Origin of the sequence: Microbulbifer elongatus, from assembly GCF_020524885.1 — a bacterium.
Lineage (GTDB): Bacteria > Pseudomonadota > Gammaproteobacteria > Pseudomonadales > Cellvibrionaceae > Microbulbifer > Microbulbifer elongatus_A.
On record NZ_JAIVKJ010000001.1, the window covers coordinates 1,522,790 to 1,541,285 of the forward strand.

The following is an 18,496-nucleotide window of genomic DNA, read 5'->3' on the forward strand; positions in this document are numbered from 1 at the left end:
AAGTAGGCGCTGGGTTCGACTGTATTACAAAATTTGGGGCAAAATAGCGCGCAAACGGGAGTATAGAAAATGAAATCACTACAAACCCTGCTTTCTTTCATCATGCTGGCCGTACTGGCCACCACCTGGGGTCACGCTCAGGCGGCAGATACCGCGGAGTCCACCCAGGTCCCATTTGGAGACAAGATGGGGGCGGAAGTGGCGAATTACAATCGCCTGCGTCCCTTTCTTGCCACCGGTGGCAGTATAGATCTCAAGGAGGTGCCGTCTCTCAAGGAGAAGGGCTTTCGTACGATCATTGACCTGCGCACGCCGGAAGAGGGAACAGAGCAAGAACGCACTGCGGTGGAGGCGGCCGGGATGACCTATGTGAACCTGCCGATTGCCAAAGGCGCGCCCACCGGCGAGCAGATTGCCCGCCTGGCAGAGCTGTTGGAGGACCAGGATGCGGCGCCGATACTGCTGCACTGCGGCAGTGGTAATCGCGTGGGTGCGGCCTGGGCTATCTATCGTGCGCGCAAGGGCATCCCCCTGGAGATCGCTATCGAGGAAGGTCGTACCACCGGCATGCGTCCATCCCGTGAGGCTCAGGTCCGCGCACTGTTTCAGTGAGGCGGAAACTTAGTGGTCGTCCTGAACGCTCACGTCGACCTTGATATCGACGATGAGCGGTAGGTGGTCTGACGCCAGGCGGGTGAGCTCACTGCGTGGCACATGGATGTTGTTGACCGCCAGCTCGCGCTCCACAAACACATAGTCGATGCGTGCCTTTGGCAGGCGACTGAAAAATGTGCCTTTGGGCTTGTGGCCCGGCAGTTTGAGCTGGGTGTCGTCGAGGACTTCGGTCAGCTTGCGGATCTCGCTGGAGCCGGGCAGGGCGTTGAAGTCGCCGACCAGTATCCTTGGGCGCGGGCAGTCTGCACCGCCCATCCATCCCTCACCAATCAGCGCATCCACTTGCCTCAGGCGTTCGCCTTTGGACAGTCCGAGGTGGGTGTTGAAGATCTGAATGGGCGTACCGTGAAAGTCCACTTCCATCCACAGTGCGCCGCGGGGCTCCGCGCGTCCGTGATGGAAGGAACGCTCTGAAGGGCCGGGAAGAATATCTTTGCGGATCAGGCGCAGTGGGTGCGGTGACATGATGGCATCCCCGTAGCGCTCGTCTTCCAGATGCATGGCCGGCTGAAAGTGGCAGTCCATAGCCAGCAGGCGCGAGATCTGATGCGCCTGGTCAATCTTTCCGGTGCGTTTGCGACGCACGTCTACTTCCTGAAGTGCCACTATATCCGGCGAGTAGCGCGCGATGACGCGCGCGATCCGCTCTGGCGATATCTTGCCATCCATGCCTTTGCAGATATGCACGTTGTAGGTCATCACCCGCAGGTTTTTGCTGGTTACCTGTTTTTGTGCGGATGCATTCTCATCGGGATCCGGCTGTTTCGGTTCCGCGGCCAAGGATGCGTTGGCCGTTGTGCTTTGCGCGGTGGATGAGGTCGAGGCATCCTGCGAGAAGCTGACTGCGGGTGGTGATTTTAATTGCTGTGCCGGTTGCGCCTTCAGGAATTCAAGCGCCGCGTTACGGATATCCTTCGGACGCCAGTGATCCAGTCCATTGTCTGGAAAGTGGATGTCGCCCGGCATGAGTGCGAACGCATGGGTTTCATTTGGGCCGGCGCCGCCATGGCTGCCGGACTCTATGGCAAAGCTGATGCTCTGGTGCCCGGCGCACCACCCGCTTACGACGAAGTCGCCGGCGTCCGGGTGGCGGCAGAGGTTGGCTAAATCTTCTGCGGCTTCACTCGCGAAGGGGTGTTCCTCGCCCATGATTTTGAGGCCATCTTCCGGCAGCGAAATGGCCCCATGGCGCCACCAGCCACGCACTTTGGTGAGGGCTTCGCCATCGGGGCCTGGCTCGGTTACGCTCTTGTCCTCATAGAGCACCATCGGGGCGTGGGTTTTCTCGACAATCAGCTGAGCGATTTTTTCCGGCGCGGTGCCCTTGCAATGGATGTTGTAGAGCAGGGCGAGGGGGCCCATGGCGGACAGGGCCATGGGCGCCTCGCCCTCAAGGCGATCTTCCGGGTCTTTGATTGGAAACAGCTTCTGCACCCACTGGCCGCCAAATAGCCGCACCCGCTGTAGCTGCACGCCCTGTTCTCCGCTGGCGCGATAGCCTTTGGGATTCTCCGGCAACTCAGACAGCGCATCGCTTACCGCATCGGCGAAGCTGCGCCCCTGTTGCGTCTCGTAAGGGATGCTGTCTTCCTGGCCGTGGTCGGAGTAGATCCACACGTCGTAGTGTCGGCGCGACGAGCGGTGTGCGGCGCGCCAGATTCGCCCGATGGCATCGTCGATACCCTTGAGCGTCCAGTGCGCAAACTTGGAGCTGGGGCCACGCCGGTGGGCCTGCTCGTCGTAGCCGAGTAGGTTGATGTAAATGACCGGCAGACCCCGGGCGATATCGATTTTTACCCCAACGGTGGAGAGCTCACGCATCAGAATGGTGATGGCGATACGCGTGGGGATAAACATCAGCTCGCGCAGAAAGTCCTCGCCGGAGACAAGACCGCGTAAAAAATCCACCAGCGACAGTACAAACTCGAGTAGCAACAGGCCGAGGGTGCGTATCACGCTCCACAGGTTTGCCAGCACCATCATAATTAGCGCCAGTGGGCCGGCTTCTTTCAGGGACGACCCCCAGCCCTGAGAAGCGGGGCAAAAATGCGATTCATCGTGCTCTGCGCCGGCACGGAATACGCTCACGTAACAGCTGCCATGTTTCAGCAGCGGTTCGTGCCCGGCATCGGTTAGCTGTTTCTCGACTTTATTGGCGGCGTTGGATTCATACATTCGCAGCATTTCCTGCGAGTCAGTGGACATGAACCCGAAGGCAGGTACAGCCGCCTTTACACCGTAGAAAATTTCCGCCTGCACCGCGGGAGTCGTGGCAGGGACTCCGGAATACATATGGTCGAGATGGTAATGCTCCCGCTCGATCAGTTTTTTCAGGAAGGGCATTTTTCCGTCTGCCAGTGCCTTGTCGAGCTGCGGACGGGCGAGACCATCAATCTGGATCAGTACCAGCGCCGGTGCATCCGGTTCCCGTTCATTGATCTGTAGCTTGAGCATCCGCGCCAGCCACTCGCTGCGGCTGATTCGGCGGCGCCAGCGGCGCAGGGTGCTCTCGATACGGGTCATCATGGGGAGCAGTCCATTACAGTTTTCGGTTTATGGTGGTTATTGTGTGCCGCTTTTTCCGGAATGGTCCGGATCCAGCGCGGCGGTGGCGGCGCTGGTGACACCCTCGAGTATTTCCCACTGCGCGCCGATCATATTGCGCAAGCGCATCCACTGGGCGTAGAGAGAGTCGTCCAGCGGCCAATGCTGGTGCACCAGTGATTCGTAGTGCTTGATCGCCGCAGAGGCGCAGTTCTCCATGGAAAAGTGCTCTGCGGTAATCAGTGCTGAGTTGCACAGTCTTTCATAGTCGTCTTCGGGGAGGTCGTAGACCCATTGCAGCGCGGCTATCAGATCCCGGGTGCTGTGCTTCAGTACCAGGCGGCCGTTGATCCGGTCGTCAACGACTTCCCGGCAGCCGCTTGCGTCCAGTGCGACCACGGGCACGCCGGCAGCCATGGCTTCGGTGAGTACCATGCCCTGTGTTTCACTGGTGGAGGAAAAGCCGAACACATTCATCGCGCTGTAGGCATCCCGCTGAGCTTCGCCTTGTAACGTCCCGGTAAGGTGCAGGCGATCGCTCATCCCCTGGGCGGTGAACAGGTCGGCGATTTGAGATTGCATGGGGCCGGTTCCAACCACAAGAAAGTGCACATGTTTATTGCGCACCATGAATTCCAGCACCGCTTCAGACAGAAAGCCGAGGTTTTTCTCCTCCGCCAGTCGACCCAGATGGCCGACTACAAAGGCTTCCTCGGGAATGCCGTACTGCGCGCGTGCGGCCGGCCCGTCGCCATTCTGGTAGTCCTGGAGTTTCACCCCAGTCGGCACCACATTGATCGGCGTAGTGACGCCGCGCTCTCGCAGCAGGTCGGCAACACTTTCACTGGGTGCGAACACCATGCTTGCGAGATTGCCATAACGCGTGGCCAGTTCGATCACAAACCTCTTCAGCGCTTCGGAATCTGCGGGTACGTAATGGGTGTAGCGCTCGTACAGTGTGTGATGGGTAAACACCAGCGGCAGTTCGCGGCCACGGGCGATGCGAAGGGCGGTCATACCCAGCAGAAAGGGGTGGTGCGAGTGCACCAGATCCGGCTCGAAAAAGTCCAGCTGCTCGGTCAGCTCTCCAGAAAGCGGCAAGGCGACGGAAAAGTCGCTGCCATTAAAATTCTGTATCGCGTGAATGCGCACCACATCCTTTTCGTTTTCTACTTTCTCCGAAAACTCGGGCGCCACAACGAGCACCTGATGCCCGCGTTTGCGGTACTCCCGGCAAAAAGCATCCACAGAGCGTGCTACCCCGCCCACATGGGGAAGGTAGGTATTGGTGAGCATGACGATGTTCACTTGGGCTGCAACTCCAGCATTTCAACACCGCTCTCGGCGACCACAGGCTGATAATCGAAGGCGCGAACCTCAATTGTCGGTGCCTCACCGTGCCATTTCCCGGTCCAGGAGATGCGGGGCTTCTCCCCCGGAGTGATTTCCAGAGATATAGATCCGAAATGCGTGGGAGCCGGACCGAAGCGGATTGGTTTCTGCGCGCCGGTGTCATTCAGCCATTCCGGAGGCAGGCCAGAGGCCAGAATCAGGGTGTCACCTTCTTCGCGTACAAAACAATTTCGTTGCATGGTGACCCATTCCGCCGCCGCCCACGCGTGTTGGCCGTCGCCCATACAGCCGCCGAAAGAGTGCGGGTGTATCGCCTCCGGCCATTGACCGGTGGGAGAGGCCAGTTTGGCCACGTTGCGCATCAGGTCAATACAGCGGCGATCACCTGCGCGCAGTAATACCTGAGCAACATGAATAGTGAGGTATGCGTTAATGCCCGAGTGAATCATGTCCTGGAAAAAACCACCGGAAACAAAGCAGTTCTCCATCAGGAATTCCGCCAGGTCCAGCAGGCGCGGATCGTCTTCCGGGTACAGCTTCAGCGGGTAGCCTGCGGCAATCGAGCCGATGGCACCGGCATCCAGCCTGCGCTTGGGGGAGGCGGGCATGGCCGGGCGATTCAGGCGCTCGGCGCATTTCTCCAGTGCCTGGTCTACGGTGAGCATGAAGTCATCGGCCTGATGCTGGAAGATGTCCGCATCCTGTGTGTGTCCTTCGCGGCGGCAGATGGCGACGGAGGATAACTGCCCGGCAATACCCCAGAAATCATCCCAGAAATAACAGTCGTTGGGCCCAAGGTGCTCCGCGCTGAACCCCGCGGGCAATAGTCCGCCGGTCAGGCTGCCATCTTTCGGCAGGCGTTTGTTATGGATCCACTGGGTCCCGCGCAGAACCGGGTCTACCCACTCCGCTTTCAGATTGTTACCGGTAATCCTGCAGTACTGGTCGATGATCCACAGGGCCTCGCCGTTCGAATCCCACTCGCCATCCTGCGAGTGAAAATAGCCATTGCGTTTCTGACGCGACGGGAAGCGCTCCAGCGCACGTTCGGCACGGTCCAGCAATCCCGCATGCAGTAGCGACTGGATCATAAACGCCGCATCGCGGAACCAGAATCGCTTGTAGGTGTAGGGCCCGGGATAGACGTCGTGGGGGGAATGCAAAATCAGCGAGCGCACTGCGGCATCGTAGAGGAACTGCATTTCCCTGTCGGGCACACTCATGACGCAGTGTTTCTGCAGGTTTTCCTTCCAGCTGGTGCGTGCGTTGCGGGTGGTGAGCTTGCAGTGCTGCGGGATCGTCAACAGCGTGTCGACGGTCTCGCCTGGCTCGATACGAAATAGCGCCGCGGCTGTTGCCATGCCCACATCGCATTCCGCATGGGTTTCATTGGATTCATCGCGCAGGTAGAGAGAGATGTCCCCGCGGCGATAGTCGGAAGCATGGTGGCGGTCGACCGCTCGATCAAACAGTACCTTGTTCCGGCCGTCCACCAGCCACTGATCGCGGTTTTCACCAAGCACCACCTTGTGCACAAAGGCGACCCCTTCAGGGTTATAGGGCCTGAGGGACACCACCAGCCAGCCGCCACTCTGATGCTGCGCTCGCAGCCGCATGTGGCAGTTGTTGTTACGGTCGCTCAGTTCCGCCCACACGCGACAGTTCAGCTCGGCGGACTCTGTGGACGAGGTGGTATCGATGGCAACCCCAAGTTTATCGTCCATCACCAGCTGCTGGTCAACATCGTCTCTTTGCGACGGGTAGAGGGCGCTGCCATCGTCGCCGATCACCCAGCTGTCGATGGACCAGCCGTCGTAGTGGGGGATCAGCAGCCCGCGGGGATCGACAATCGGCATTTCCTCACTGTCTGGCACGCCAACCGCTGTCCAGTTGCGATGGCTGAGGTTGCAGTGGGTAATGGAAAAAGCGCGCGGAATGAACGAAACATCGGCGGGGTCGAACTGGCGCTCAATCCAATAGGGCCATACCCAGTCGAGATTGTGCTGAATCACCTTACTGTTGATCAGCGCGCGTGCATGAAAAATCGCGCCCGCGCGCAACAGTTCTATCGGTTCGCTTACTTCAGAGGGCTCTGCAAATCTCTGCATTCTTGCCATCAGGGTAAGCGGATCGAGGAATCCATGAGAGGTGGCGAATTTTCGCACGAAGAACCGCCAGGGAAGCCATTTCATCCAGGGCATCAGAGCTCTCCTTCGTCGATTTTCTGATTGAGGGCGCGGCGAGCCATTCGGGTGAGGCCGATAATCGCAATGATGGCGAGGCAGAAGCCCAGGCCGTACAGCGCCCACTCTGTGTTTGTGCGGGTGCTGCGCTCTGTGCCAATGCTCGCCAGGTCAGCGGCAATCGAGCCCACGTAGACGTTATTCACTGTGATGGGAATGACGCCGATGAAGTTCCCGATGCAAAAATCCCGAAATTTCAGCGGGGTCAGACCGAAGAAATAGTTCGACAGCTTGAATGGAAACAACGGGACCATGCGTGTCAGCATCACCATCCGCCAACCTTCGTCGCGCAGAATTTCTCCCAGGTTGGCGGGCTTTACCTTTGACAGCAGCCAGTTGGAAGCGCGCTCACCGAGCAGGTAGCGCGATATCAAGAATGCAATCGCGGCGCCGAGCACGGTACCGAGCACAACATAGATGGTGCCCTTGATCACGCCGAACACAAAACCTGCCCCCATAGTGAATATCACCCCGGGGAACAGAAAGACAATGGCCACGGCAATAGCCAGCATAAACCAAACGCCAGCCTGCCAGCCGAGCGTGTCCATCCACTGCATCAACTCGATGAGACGGTCATCTAAATCGAAGTAGTGTAGGAGGCCCAGCACCACGCCAACCGTCGTGATACAGATGACCACCAACCATAGTGGGTTAAATTTCACGCCACTCCCGTACCTGGCTATCCATGGGTCAATTGGGGGATCTGAATTACTTCAGGCGTCATTCTTTAGGTTAGACAATCAGAAGAGGGCGTGACGCCCCCTGTGTCAGCTAGGTATCGCGCTGGCGTTGCTCCTTCAGTGGTGCCAGCGCACGTCGTGCCATGCGGGTTAGCCCCACCAACGCCACGATCGCCAATACAAAGCCCGTGGCATAGAGTGCCCACTCCACCGGCGTTCGCTCAACCTCGCTGCTGCCAAGTGTTGTGAGATCGGAAGCGATGGACCCGATGTATACGTTGGTTAATGTGAGCGGAATAACGCCGAAAAAATTGCCCAGCACGAAATCCTTGAAGCGGACAGGTGTTAAGCCGAAGAAATAATTGGAAAGCTTGAACGGGAATAGAGGCACCAGGCGGGTATACATCACCATTTTCCAGCCCTCATCGCGAATAATTTCACCGATGTTATCCGGTTTGATTTTGGACATGATCCATTTGGATGGTCTCGGGCCAAACAGATAGCGTGCGATAAGAAAGGCAATTGCGGCACCGAGCACCGTTCCGACAACCACGAGTACGGTGCCTTTTATCACGCCAAATACAAAGCCAGCCCCCATGGTGAAAATTACCCCTGGCGCCAGGCAAATGATGGCGGCCGCCATAATCAGAATGAACAGTAAACTGGCGTGCCAGCCCTGGTTTTCGAGCCATTGCAGGACCGCGAGGATCTGGTCGTCGAGGTCGAAGTAGTAAATTAGTCCCAGGCCGACACAGACACCGGCGACGCAAGCCGCCAGGAAGAGCACTGAGGCATGCTTCCCTTTCATAGTTTCATCTCGTGAGGAGCGCACTCTATAAGGGCGCGGCTTTCTCTTAGCCTAGTCGAATCTTGCGCAATTTCTGGCACTGCTGGGTCATTTCCCCGACACCGTGGTCAGTAGCACCCGGCACCTGAGTCACTCGGTCTGAATCATGAGTGCAGACACGGCCAATGTATAGACCATGGTCGGAAGTCAGACGAGTGACCGGTCAAAACCGGTATTGCAGCGTGAGTTCGGTAAAGTCGAGATTATCGCTGGGTCCGGTTTCCTCCAGAAAGGCTTCTGGATGGCCAAAAGTATGGATGGCAGTGAATACGAGACCGCGTGAAAAGGTGTATTCCGCCGTAAGCGAGAGCGCACTGGCAGCAAAGTGGCTGTCGCTCCCATTGGGACGACGAATGATCTGTCCACTCGGGCTGTACAAGCCGTCTTCCGTCTCCAGGCGCCAGAAGAAATTCAGGTCGGCGGTCAGTGACCAAGCGTCATGGGGCATCAAATTGAGAAAGGTGTGGAAGTTGTAAAAATTGCGTGGTCCGAACACCGCGGCTTCAGAAAAGTAGTTGCCCCGTGGATACATTGGGTTGAATGTGCCCAACTTTGGGTCGAATGGGTCGTCGTCACCGCTGGCGATATTGATGCTCAAGCGCAATTGCGGTTTCCAGTTCACATCGTTCCAGCGATAGCCGGTTTCTGTCGCCAGCGTCCAGGCCCGGATATCGCCATGAGCAAAAGTCCCGTTCTGGTACAGAGTTTCCCAGTTCCAAATCCAGTTGGCTTGTTCCCCCCAGATCCGCATTCCGAAAGAGTGCCGTCTTTCATTGCCGGTACCCTGTACATACACCGCCGTTTTGTCCTCGAAACCGAGATAGTACAGATCGACTTTGCCGGGAAAATTGAATAACTGGTCGCCGCTCGTGTAAAGCCCCCATAGGGCAAATTGATGGTTGGTTCCATCATCGAATATATCTGGGTTGTCTTCTCGCGGGCGTGCTGCCAACAGGTCCAGGCGCCAGGTTGGATTAAGGAAAAACACGCGTGCGCCGTCGAAAGTACGGCGAACATTCGGGCCTTCGCGCACGTCTACCAGGCGCCCCGAACCGAGGACGACCTCTTGGCGTCCAGGCCGTAATGTCAGGGACTGGTTGTCTCCGGTTCGCCAGGAAATATCCATAAACAGGTTTTGCCAGCTCAACTGATCCTCATCGACCGGACTTGGTCCTTCGCGGCGGCCCGTTTCGAGCGCACTGTTGAGTTGCGCGAATAGGCGAAACTGGGAGTTCCAGTGTAGGTCTGCCAGCAGCGAGTAACGTTGAAACCACACGCCGTGGCGGTCTTGCGGGTCCTGCCCAAAAGTCGGGTTGTTGGTGTACTCGTAGCGCTGGCGTACTTCTCCGCCGATTGAGAGAAAGCCGCCATGCTGGTTGTAGAGCGGCAGCGCTTTCCAGCAATTCGGCCAGCAATGTGGGGTGGGTTGTTCCAGAAGCGCAGAATAGTCTTCTTCGTAGCGCAGCTTTTTTAGTGGAGGTAACTCGTCGGCGGCCGCGAAAGATAACGAAAGCGCCATAGCAAGTGTTAATGCGCGGCAAAGCACCTTGGCCATTTTGCGTTCGCCAATTTTCGGGGTGGAGGTCGTCATGCGGGAGCGCAACCGTGCCGTACGCTCATTGCAGTGTGCCGGGCTCCGGAGTCTCACTGGAGGGAACTTGCCGGTTCCGCTCCGGTGCGAGCATGTGTGTCACAACGGGTTCCGTATTGGGCTGTAAAAACTGAAGTGCGTTCTGTTGGATCTGACTGTCCAATACAGAAGCGCGCTGGTGATGGCGCAGGTGCGCTACCCAGGACTCCTCAATGAAGTACTCCAGCATTTTGCCGGGCTCGGTCACATCTTCGAAAAGACCCCATGCATAAGCCCCATGTCTTTCTCGCGAGGCTTTCAGGTTATGCATGGCATCCATGAATGCAGCGGTATGTTCCGGGGCGATGCGATACTCCACGGTGACCATGACAGGGCCCCGGTCCAGCGCAACCTCATCTGCCACCACCGGCTGCGGCCAATAGCCACTCGGCGAGTGATTGAATTTCTCATCCTGAAGCAATTTGAAACGCCAGCTCAACAAGGCCGCGATAATGGCGCCACCGGCGGCGATCAGTTGGGTTAAAGGAATGCCGATCTTGGAGGCAGTTTGCCCCCAGAGGATGCTGCCAATCGTCATGGCTCCGAAGAATACGGTGATAAATATCGAAAGCCCGCGCGCACGCACCCAGTCCGGCAGCGCCAGTTGCGCCGAAATGTTGAGGCGCGACAGAACCGTTATCCAGCATACGCCCGCCAGCAAGCTGGCCCCTATTGCGGCATCGGTGCGTTTTACTAGCGCTAGAACGACGAGCACCAGTGCGGTCCCCAGTGTCCCCATCCACACGAGCTGATCCGCTGAAAATTTCTTTGCAAGCTTCGGTAGGAATAGGGCGCCGGCCACCGCGCCCACACCTACTGCACCGAGGATAAATCCGTATAGCTGTGGCCCTCCCTTTAATTCTTGGCGCGCGACCAGTGGTAGCAAAGCCCAGAAGGCGCTGACAAACAGGAAAAAGGCCACCGCCCGCACCAGTGTCGCACGCATGGCGCCACTCGCGTGGACGTAGCGCAGTCCTGCACGCATTGCGCTGAGAAAACGTTCGGCCGGCAAGTCGCTGGTGGGCGCAGTCGGCGGCTTCCACCATAAAAGTGCAGCGATAACGGCGAGGAAGCTGAGGGCATTCATCAGATAAGGCCATGCGATACCCACAGCGGCGATGATTGCGCCGGCAAGCGCAGGGCCGATTGCCCGGCTGATATTGATGCCCACGCCGTTCAGTGCAATCGCGGATTGCAGATCGCTGCGTGGGATTAACTGCGGCACGATGGCCTGCCACGCCGGAGCCACAAATGCCGCCCCGGTGCCGTTGAGAAAAGTGAATACCAGTAGTGCGGACGGGGTTACCCGATCTGCGAGTACTAGACCTGCAAGCACCAGAGTGTTGCAAAACATCAGGATAGTGACAGCGATCAATAATTTACGTTTACTGAGCAAATCCGCGAGGGCGCCGGCGGCGAGGGCAAAGAGAAATACGGGGGCGCTGGTTGCTGCCTGCACCAATGCCACCATGAGGGGGGAGGGCGACAGCGAGGTCATCAGCCAGCCGGAGGCGACGTCGTGCATCCAGGTGCCGATGTTGGAGATTACCGTGGCGGTCCACAGCACCGCGAACGCCAAATGCTTGAAGGGCGACCACGCGGAATGGCTGGCTGTGGTTTCGTCCGTTGTCACCGGAAAATGCCTGCGTGCTTACATGGCAAAGCAAGAGCAACCAAGCACGCCCCAAAAATCCCTTGGGTCGCGCACTGGAATCGGTGAGTTCCAGGCAATCTGGTGGTTATGACCATGCAGCGTGCAGGCACTGGCGCAGCCATCGCTGCAGGCGCGCGCCGCCCGCTGCTGGATTTGCGCTCCCGCGACGGCCGCCTGGCGCATGGCCGGTGAAGGTTCACGGTTGACCGGACTCCAGTCAGGGCTGGCTGGAGGCAGCGGAGGATCAAATTTGGAGAAAAGGCCGGCCGCGTAGACGATCTTGCCGCCCACAATGGTCAACTCGGAAACGATTCTTCTGATCGCTTCGTCGGAAACCTTGAAATAGTCATCCGAGAGCACCGCAAGGTCGGCATACTGACCCGGAGTCAGCGAACCTTTGACCTTTTCCTCCCCCGAAAACCAGGCCGAACCCTGGGTCCACAGTCGCAGCGCGGTAGCGCGATCCAATATGTCTTCCTGGTCGTAGAGGCTCAGCCCGCCAACGGTTTTGCCGGTGGCAAGCCAGTAAAGTGCGGTCCAGGGGTCATAAGAGGCTACGCGTGTGGCGTCGGTACCTGCGCCCACCGGCAGGTCCATGGCAAGCATTTTTGCGATCGGCGGTGTCGTTTTTGCCGCTTCCGCGCCGTAGCGGTCGACGAAATATTCGCCCTGGAATGCCATCCTGTGCTGGGTGGCAATACCGCCGCCGAGCGCCTTGATGCGCTCGATATTGCGCTCGCTGATGGTTTCCGCGTGGTCAATGATAAAGCGGGTCTTGAACGGGGTTTTGCCATTGACACGCTCGAACAGAGTAAGAAACCGGTCGATGGATTCGTTATAAGTTGCGTGGATACGGAATGGCCACTCATTTTCCGCAAGCAGAGTGACGATGGGCTCCAGTTCTTTCTCCATGGTGGGAGCCAGATCGGGGCGTGGCTCAAGAAAATTCTCGAAGTCCGCCGCCGACCATGTCAGGTTTTCACCACCGCCGTTCATGCGCAGCATGGCCGAACCGGCACCCGGTTCCGTCATTTCGACCCAGCGCTCGTAATCGCTGAGTTCGGAGCCTGCCTTCTGCGCAAACAGGTTGTAGGCAATGCGCACGGTGAGCTGATCATCCTCGTCGAGCTTTTGCACCACCTCATAATCGTCCGGATAGTTCTGGCCACCGCCGCCAGCATCAATCACAGAGGTAATGCCGAGGCGATTCATCTCGCGCATGTAGTGTCTTGTGGAATTAATCTGGTCTTGCAGGGGTAGTTTGGGCCCTTTGGACAGGGTCGAGTAGAGAATCAAAGCCGATGGCTTGGCTATCAGCATTCCCGTGGGTTCGCCTTTCTTGTCCTTCTCAATGACGCCACCGGGTGGATTTGGCGTGTTGCGATCGATGCCTGCGGCTTTTAAGGCGGCGCGGTTCAGCAGGGCGTGCGAATACAGGTGCAGAATAAAAACCGGCGTATCGGGCGCAGCCTTGTTGATCTCATCCAGTGTGGGCATGCGCCTCTCGGCGAACTGGAATTCCGACCAGCCGCCGACAACCCGCACCCACTGCGGTGCAGGGGTCCGTGCGGCTTGCTCCTTTAGCATCCGCAGGGCGTAAGCCAGTGACGGGACATTTTCCCAGCGCAACTCCATGTTGTAATTCAGCCCGCCACGAATGAGGTGCGTATGGCTGTCGTTTAGGCCAGGAATAACGCGCTTGCCGGCAAGATCAATAACCTGCGTCCTATCTGTGGCCAGTTGCATGACTTCCTTGTCGCCCCCGATAGCGAGCACGCGCCCATCATGCAGTGCGATTGCCGTGACCTCCGGCATTTGTGGGTCGAGGGTGGTAATAATCCCATTGCGAAGAATTGTATCTGCCACGGATTTTTCTCCTCCCCATGCGGCCTGTCTGGCAAGTGGACCGAACAGGGCGAACATGCCCAGAGCCGCGGTACTTTTGACCACGTCTCTGCGGGACACGCCGGCGGTCCGTCGCTTCGAGTTGTTGTCGGTTGTATCGTCCATGTCACGGCTCTCTCGGATAGGTGGCAGGTTTCAACCGACACCAGCCCTGTACATCGTAAATTTGTGCCTGTCAGCTTTTCTTTGCAGCAACCGGCTCCTGTACCGGTCCGTGCTTCACCCGCTCGTCCGCCTTGTGCACCATGGTATAGGCGTAATCAACGCCCATCCCGTAGGCGCCAGAGTGCTCCTTGACGATCTCCATCACCGCATCGTAGGTATCCCTGTGCGCCCAATCCCGCTGCCATTCCAGCATTACCTGCTGCCAGGTGACGGGAACCACGCCTGCCTGAATCATCCGCTGCATAGCGTAGTCGTGTGCTTCCTTGCTGGTGCCGCCGGAAGCGTCGGCGACCATGTAGATCTCATAACCACCTTCGCGCATGGCATCGAAGGAAAAGGTGTTGTTGCAGACTTCGGTCCAGAGTCCGGAGACCACGACTTTCTTCTGGCCGTTTTTCGCCAGCGCATCGCGCACTTTCTGGTCGTCCCAAGAATTCATCGAGGTGCGCTCAAGCAGAGGGTGATCCGGAAATACCGCGAGTAATTCCGGGTAGGTGTGTCCGGAGAAGCTCTCGGTCTCAACAGTGGTGATGGTGGTTGGGATCTTGAATACTTTCGCAGCCTTGGCGAGCGCTACCACATTGTTCTTTAACATCTGCCGATCAATCGATTGCACGCCAAACGCCATCTGCGGCTGTTGGTCGATAAAGATCAGCTGGCAGTTTCCCGGCATCAGAAGTTCGGGCTTATTGGTCATCGACAGATACTCCTTTAGGTAAAAAGCGTGCCGAGCAGGGCTGGTGACGCGAGCATGAATCTCGGCGGATCGTTGGAAGTAGAGAGGGGCGCCTTAGAGGGGGATTCGGTGCAAGTAGCATAGCAGTCGATTTCAGCACCGGAACGATGGTTCCGAGGCCGTCCCCGCGCGATCTCGTTACAGGCAAGTTGCCATTCAATTCATGCCTTTTGCGAAACTCTGTTGTCGCGTTTTTCTACTCGGCATCGGTCTTGTAATCGTCACCCCGTTCTCGGAACGCCAGGCGCGCAACCCCCTACGTGGCAATCTCCTAAGGCCACAACCAGAGCAGTCCCAGCCCCGCGACTAACGGAACCCCAAACAATGCCAGTACGCCGCGTAACAAGGGTAAACCACCCAGAAAGCCAGCCGCACCTGCCTTGAACGCAAGGTTGGCGAGACTCGCGATGACCATTGCGCGCCAGGCCGTATCCACCTCCATAGCACCGGATCCGGCGAGGTTTGCCGTAGATAGAGTGATTGCATCCACATCGGTAAATCCGGAAATTAATGCGACCACATAGATACCCTGGTTACCGAAGTGTTCTTTTGTCGCGGCGATGGTGAGTAGTACCAGGGCATAGAGCGCGCCAAATATCAGCGCCGGCTTCAATTCTGCGGGATTGCCTGGCTCCGGCATGGTGCTATCCCGCTGCTGAATGCGCAGGTACGCGAAGGCGCAGAGGACCAGACTGACCGCGAATAGCAAAGCCAGTGGCGGAAGGAGTGCACCCAGGATACGTGGCGCGACCACTGTAATCTCAACAAACATGCGGATAAACATACTTGTAGAAGCGATAAGGATAACCAGAGCTGCAAGATCGACGGCTTTTTGTTGTTTGCGCGCCATTCGGGCATAAGCGACTGTGGTGGCCGTAGAAGAAATAAGCCCACCGATCAGTCCGCCCAATAAGATGCCCGCTCGGCGGCCCACGATTTTGTAGACGGCGTAACCACCGAGGCCAATGCCCACGATCAAAACTACGAGTAGCCAGATGGAGAAAGGGTTTAAAACGTCATAGGGGCCAAAGGTGTGATTGGGTAGCACTGGCAGGATAATTAATGACAATACCGCAAACTGCATGATCGAGCGGAGATCTTTCTCCGAAAGTTTTTCTGCGAATGCGTGCATGCCGGGTTTGAACTGCAGTAGCACTGCGATGGTGCCGCCGACAACGACCGCTAAAGCCTTGTCTCCAAGTACAAGGTAGGCGCCAAGCAGGAATACGAGCAGGGCGCTTACCTCTGTGGTTACGCCAAGGTGATCGTCTTTACCGCGAAACCGGTCCAGATTGCCGAGCAGAATCAATACCGTCATTGCCAGTAGCCCAGCTAGCATCAGCCAGCTCATGCCGGGGTTTAGGCTCAGTTGTGCAGTGAGGGCGCCAAATAGCGCGATCATGGGGAATGTGCGGATGCCACCGAGGCGGTCGGTAGTGCGCTCCCGTTGCAGGCCGATTAGCAGGCCCAGGCCGAGAGCAATTGCGAAGGCGCTGATGCTTTCTGCATCCAGAAACTGTGCGGTAGTGGAGGTGGCTTCCTCTATGGGATCCATGCTTGCAGAGTGGCGAAGAGAATCCCATCAGTGTAGTAGATGTCCAGGCCAAACAGGCGGGTCGACTATCTTTTGGAGCTGTGGCCAATCCTTATCCGCGCATAGTGCGAAGGTCACGGTACAGAAATCACAACTTTCCCGATAGCATCACCATTAGTGAGATGGTCGTGGGCTTTACCGGCGTCTTCGAGGCTGAATGGTGTGTCGTCTACGATAGGTCGCAATTGGCCGGAATCTACAATCTTCGCCAACTCGAGCAAAATGTGTCCGTGCTCTTCACGCTTGTAGTCGTGTAGCATCGGTATCAACATGAAAACGGCGTGCAATGACAAGCCTTTGAAGTGCATTGGGTTCAGGTCGAGCTCCAGCATGGAAACCGTCGTCGCAATCTGGCCATTCAGTGCGGCCGCCCCGAAGGACTTGGTTAGGTTGGCGCCGCCAACCGAATCAAAAACTACATCGAATCCGTTCCCGTTTGTGTGCTTCGCGACATAGTCTTCAACCGATTCACTCCGATAGTTAATAGGCGTAGCGCCCAGCGCTTCTATCAGGGCTGTTTGCTTGTCACCGCCGCCCGCTGAATAGACTTCGGCGCCAAAGGATCTCGCCAGCTGCAGAGCCACATGCCCGACACCGCCGGAACCGCCGTGTACCAGTACCTTTTGCCCCTTGCCGACGTTGGCGCGAGTCAGGCCTTCATAGGCCGTGATGCCAACCAGGGGGAGGGCGGCAGCCTCGCGCATCGAGATGGTCTTGGGTTTCAGGGCCACCAGCCTGGCGTCCGCGACCATGTACTCCGCCAGTGCCCTGGGGATGTCCGCGAGGTCACCCGCGGCAACTATACACTTCGTCGCCAACGTTAAAGCTGGATACACCTTCACCAACCTCTTCAACGGTGCCCGCAAAGTCCATTCCCAACAGGGCGGGCAGGTCAGGGGACAGAGGAAGTTCCTTTCCCATCTGGCGGATCATTGTGTCCACGGTATTCACACTCGTAGCGGCTATTTTCACCAGCATGTGCCCGGGTCTGACGTTCGGCTTTGGTATATCAGCAGGCTCGAAGACGTCACTGGCGCCGTAGGAATTTATGATCATTGCTTTCATGGGTTGGCTCCTGGGGCAGCTGTGCAGCTATTTTGTTGGTAGCGGGGGCCGGGGTTAAGTGAAATGGCGGCAACATCGCCAGTGATGCCTTAATAGTACGACTCCCATTTTGCAGCAGGTGCGTCTTCCCGCCAGATAGGAAGTTTGTTGGGGCTATGCTGCAAATAGCCGCAATCCATAGAGAAGCTTCGATGAGGATGTCGAGATACTTACGTCCCTTGTTGCCACGTAGCCGAAGTGAAGAGCATCGTTCCGCCACGCAGCTTGAACTGCTTTTTGATCTGGTTTTCGTGATCGCGATCGCTGCGGCTGCCCACGGTCTTGGGCACGCGATTTCCGCCGGGCACTGGCAGGACGGGTTGATCAAGTTCCTGCTGGTTTTCTGGTGTGTCTGGTGGCCCTGGAACCTGTTCACCTGGTTCGCCTCCAGTTTTGATAACGACGATGTGGCCTACCGGATTACTGTGATGGTTTTGATGCTGGGGGCATTGTTCATCGCGGCCAGCACTCGCGGATTCTTTGAAGGTCATGATCTGCGCTATATGTTCAGCGGCTACCTTGTTATGCGGATCGTCTTTGCCTCCATGTGGGTGCGGGTGGCACTGGCGAAACCCTGTTACCGTACCACTGCGCTGATTTATGCGGGCGGGCAGGTTCTGATGCAGGTCTACTGGGCGTGGCTGGTCTTTTGGTTTCCTAGAGAAGACGCTCTATTTACCGAGTTTTTTCTGCTGGGTATCGGCATTGAAATGGTAATCCCGTTCTTGGGGGAAAAGGCCGGTAGCACTCAGTGGCACCGACACCATATTGTTGAGCGATTTGGTTTGTTGAATATCATCGTACTGGGGGAAGTACTGCTAGGGAGTAGTGAGGCGCTTTCACAAGCTATTCATACCGGTTTCTGGGGGCGATACTTGCTTGTGTTTGCCTGCGGTGCGGTGCTCGCATTTTGTATGTGGTGGCTCTATTTTTCTGTGGATGGGCATCTTGCGTCAGAGAAGTTAGAGCATGTGTTCGTATGGGCATACGGACACTTTCTTATTTTCGCCGGTGGTGCGGCTGTGGGTTCCGGTCTGGTTGTCGCGGTAGAAGATATCAGCGCAAAAGGGGAAATCTCCAGCGTGGCCTCGATGACCACAGCTATGGCTGTGGCAACCTATGTACTTGGTTTATGGATCGTACGGGACCAGTTCGCCACAAAAGACAGTCGTTGCTGGATCATGCTATTCACGGTGCCCTTTTTGCTGGCTTCCGGTTGGCTACCGGGTGGCATATTGCTCCTTACGCTGATTCTAATCGTGTGCCTGGTGTTACGCCTTAGTTCGCACCCTCAGCCGGTACACTAATCCTGTCCAACGCCAAGGCAGATGAAATTTTTAATGTATGACTGAGTAAGCTTGCCAGC

The 18,496-nt window shown here is 57.2% G+C and carries 14 protein-coding genes; 2 read left to right on the forward strand and 12 right to left on the reverse strand.

The window, feature by feature from the left end; translation table 11 throughout:
- Positions 1–69 precede the first annotated feature (69 nt).
- Complete coding sequence (locus tag LC059_RS06465; RefSeq protein WP_226702991.1) at positions 70–612, forward strand: fused DSP-PTPase phosphatase/NAD kinase-like protein; 543 nt, start codon at positions 70–72, stop codon at positions 610–612.
- Positions 613–621: 9 nt separating this feature from the next.
- On the opposite strand, the gene LC059_RS06470 is transcribed toward LC059_RS06465, so the two are convergent.
- The 12 genes from LC059_RS06470 to LC059_RS06525 form a co-directional block, all read right to left on the reverse strand.
- Positions 622–3,201, reverse strand: a complete 2,580-nt coding sequence (locus LC059_RS06470) for an endonuclease/exonuclease/phosphatase family protein (protein ID WP_226702992.1) — start codon at positions 3,199–3,201, stop codon at positions 622–624.
- A 36-nt stretch (positions 3,202–3,237) separates the two neighbouring features.
- Complete coding sequence (locus LC059_RS06475) at positions 3,238–4,527, reverse strand: glycosyltransferase (protein WP_226702993.1); 1,290 nt, start codon at positions 4,525–4,527, stop codon at positions 3,238–3,240.
- Positions 4,524–6,773, reverse strand: coding sequence for a hypothetical protein (locus LC059_RS06480; RefSeq protein ID WP_226702994.1), 2,250 nt, complete (start codon positions 6,771–6,773; stop codon positions 4,524–4,526). Before LC059_RS06480 ends, LC059_RS06475 begins: the two co-directional genes overlap by 4 nt.
- A complete protein-coding gene (locus LC059_RS06485) occupies positions 6,773–7,477 on the reverse strand; it encodes a TVP38/TMEM64 family protein (RefSeq protein ID WP_226702995.1) in 705 nt (234 codons plus the stop codon). The genes LC059_RS06480 and LC059_RS06485 overlap by 1 nt, the downstream gene beginning before the upstream one ends.
- 109 nt (positions 7,478–7,586) lie before the next feature.
- Entirely contained in the window at positions 7,587–8,303 is a 717-nt protein-coding gene (locus tag LC059_RS06490; RefSeq protein WP_226702996.1) for a TVP38/TMEM64 family protein, read from the reverse strand.
- Positions 8,304–8,505: 202 nt separating this feature from the next.
- Positions 8,506–9,933 carry an alginate export family protein gene (locus LC059_RS06495; protein WP_226702997.1) on the reverse strand — a complete coding sequence of 476 codons (1,428 nt, stop codon included), beginning with the start codon at positions 9,931–9,933 and terminating at the stop codon, positions 8,506–8,508.
- 25 nt (positions 9,934–9,958) lie between these two features.
- A complete protein-coding gene (locus LC059_RS06500) occupies positions 9,959–11,605 on the reverse strand; it encodes an MFS transporter (protein WP_226702998.1) in 1,647 nt (548 codons plus the stop codon).
- An 18-nt stretch (positions 11,606–11,623) separates the two neighbouring features.
- Positions 11,624–13,636: an amidohydrolase gene (locus tag LC059_RS06505; protein WP_226702999.1), complete on the reverse strand. Its 2,013-nt coding sequence runs from the start codon at positions 13,634–13,636 to the stop codon at positions 11,624–11,626.
- A 70-nt stretch (positions 13,637–13,706) separates the two neighbouring features.
- The gene (locus LC059_RS06510; protein WP_226703000.1) at positions 13,707–14,393 is read right to left on the reverse strand and encodes a hydrolase; all 687 of its coding nucleotides are present in this window, start codon (positions 14,391–14,393) and stop codon (positions 13,707–13,709) included.
- Positions 14,394–14,703: 310 nt separating this feature from the next.
- Positions 14,704–15,987 carry an MgtC/SapB family protein gene (locus tag LC059_RS06515; RefSeq protein WP_226703001.1) on the reverse strand — a complete coding sequence of 428 codons (1,284 nt, stop codon included), beginning with the start codon at positions 15,985–15,987 and terminating at the stop codon, positions 14,704–14,706.
- Between the two features lie 113 nt (positions 15,988–16,100).
- Positions 16,101–16,844, reverse strand: coding sequence for a zinc-binding dehydrogenase (locus tag LC059_RS06520; protein WP_226703002.1), 744 nt, complete (start codon positions 16,842–16,844; stop codon positions 16,101–16,103).
- Positions 16,813–17,091, reverse strand: coding sequence for an alcohol dehydrogenase catalytic domain-containing protein (locus tag LC059_RS06525; protein WP_226703003.1), 279 nt, complete (start codon positions 17,089–17,091; stop codon positions 16,813–16,815). Before LC059_RS06525 ends, LC059_RS06520 begins: the two co-directional genes overlap by 32 nt.
- A 155-nt stretch (positions 17,092–17,246) precedes the next feature.
- Here LC059_RS06525 and LC059_RS06530 point away from each other — a divergent pair, with 155 nt between their 5' ends.
- The gene (locus LC059_RS06530; RefSeq protein WP_226703004.1) at positions 17,247–18,437 is read left to right on the forward strand and encodes a low temperature requirement protein A; all 1,191 of its coding nucleotides are present in this window, start codon (positions 17,247–17,249) and stop codon (positions 18,435–18,437) included.
- Positions 18,438–18,496 lie beyond the last annotated feature (59 nt).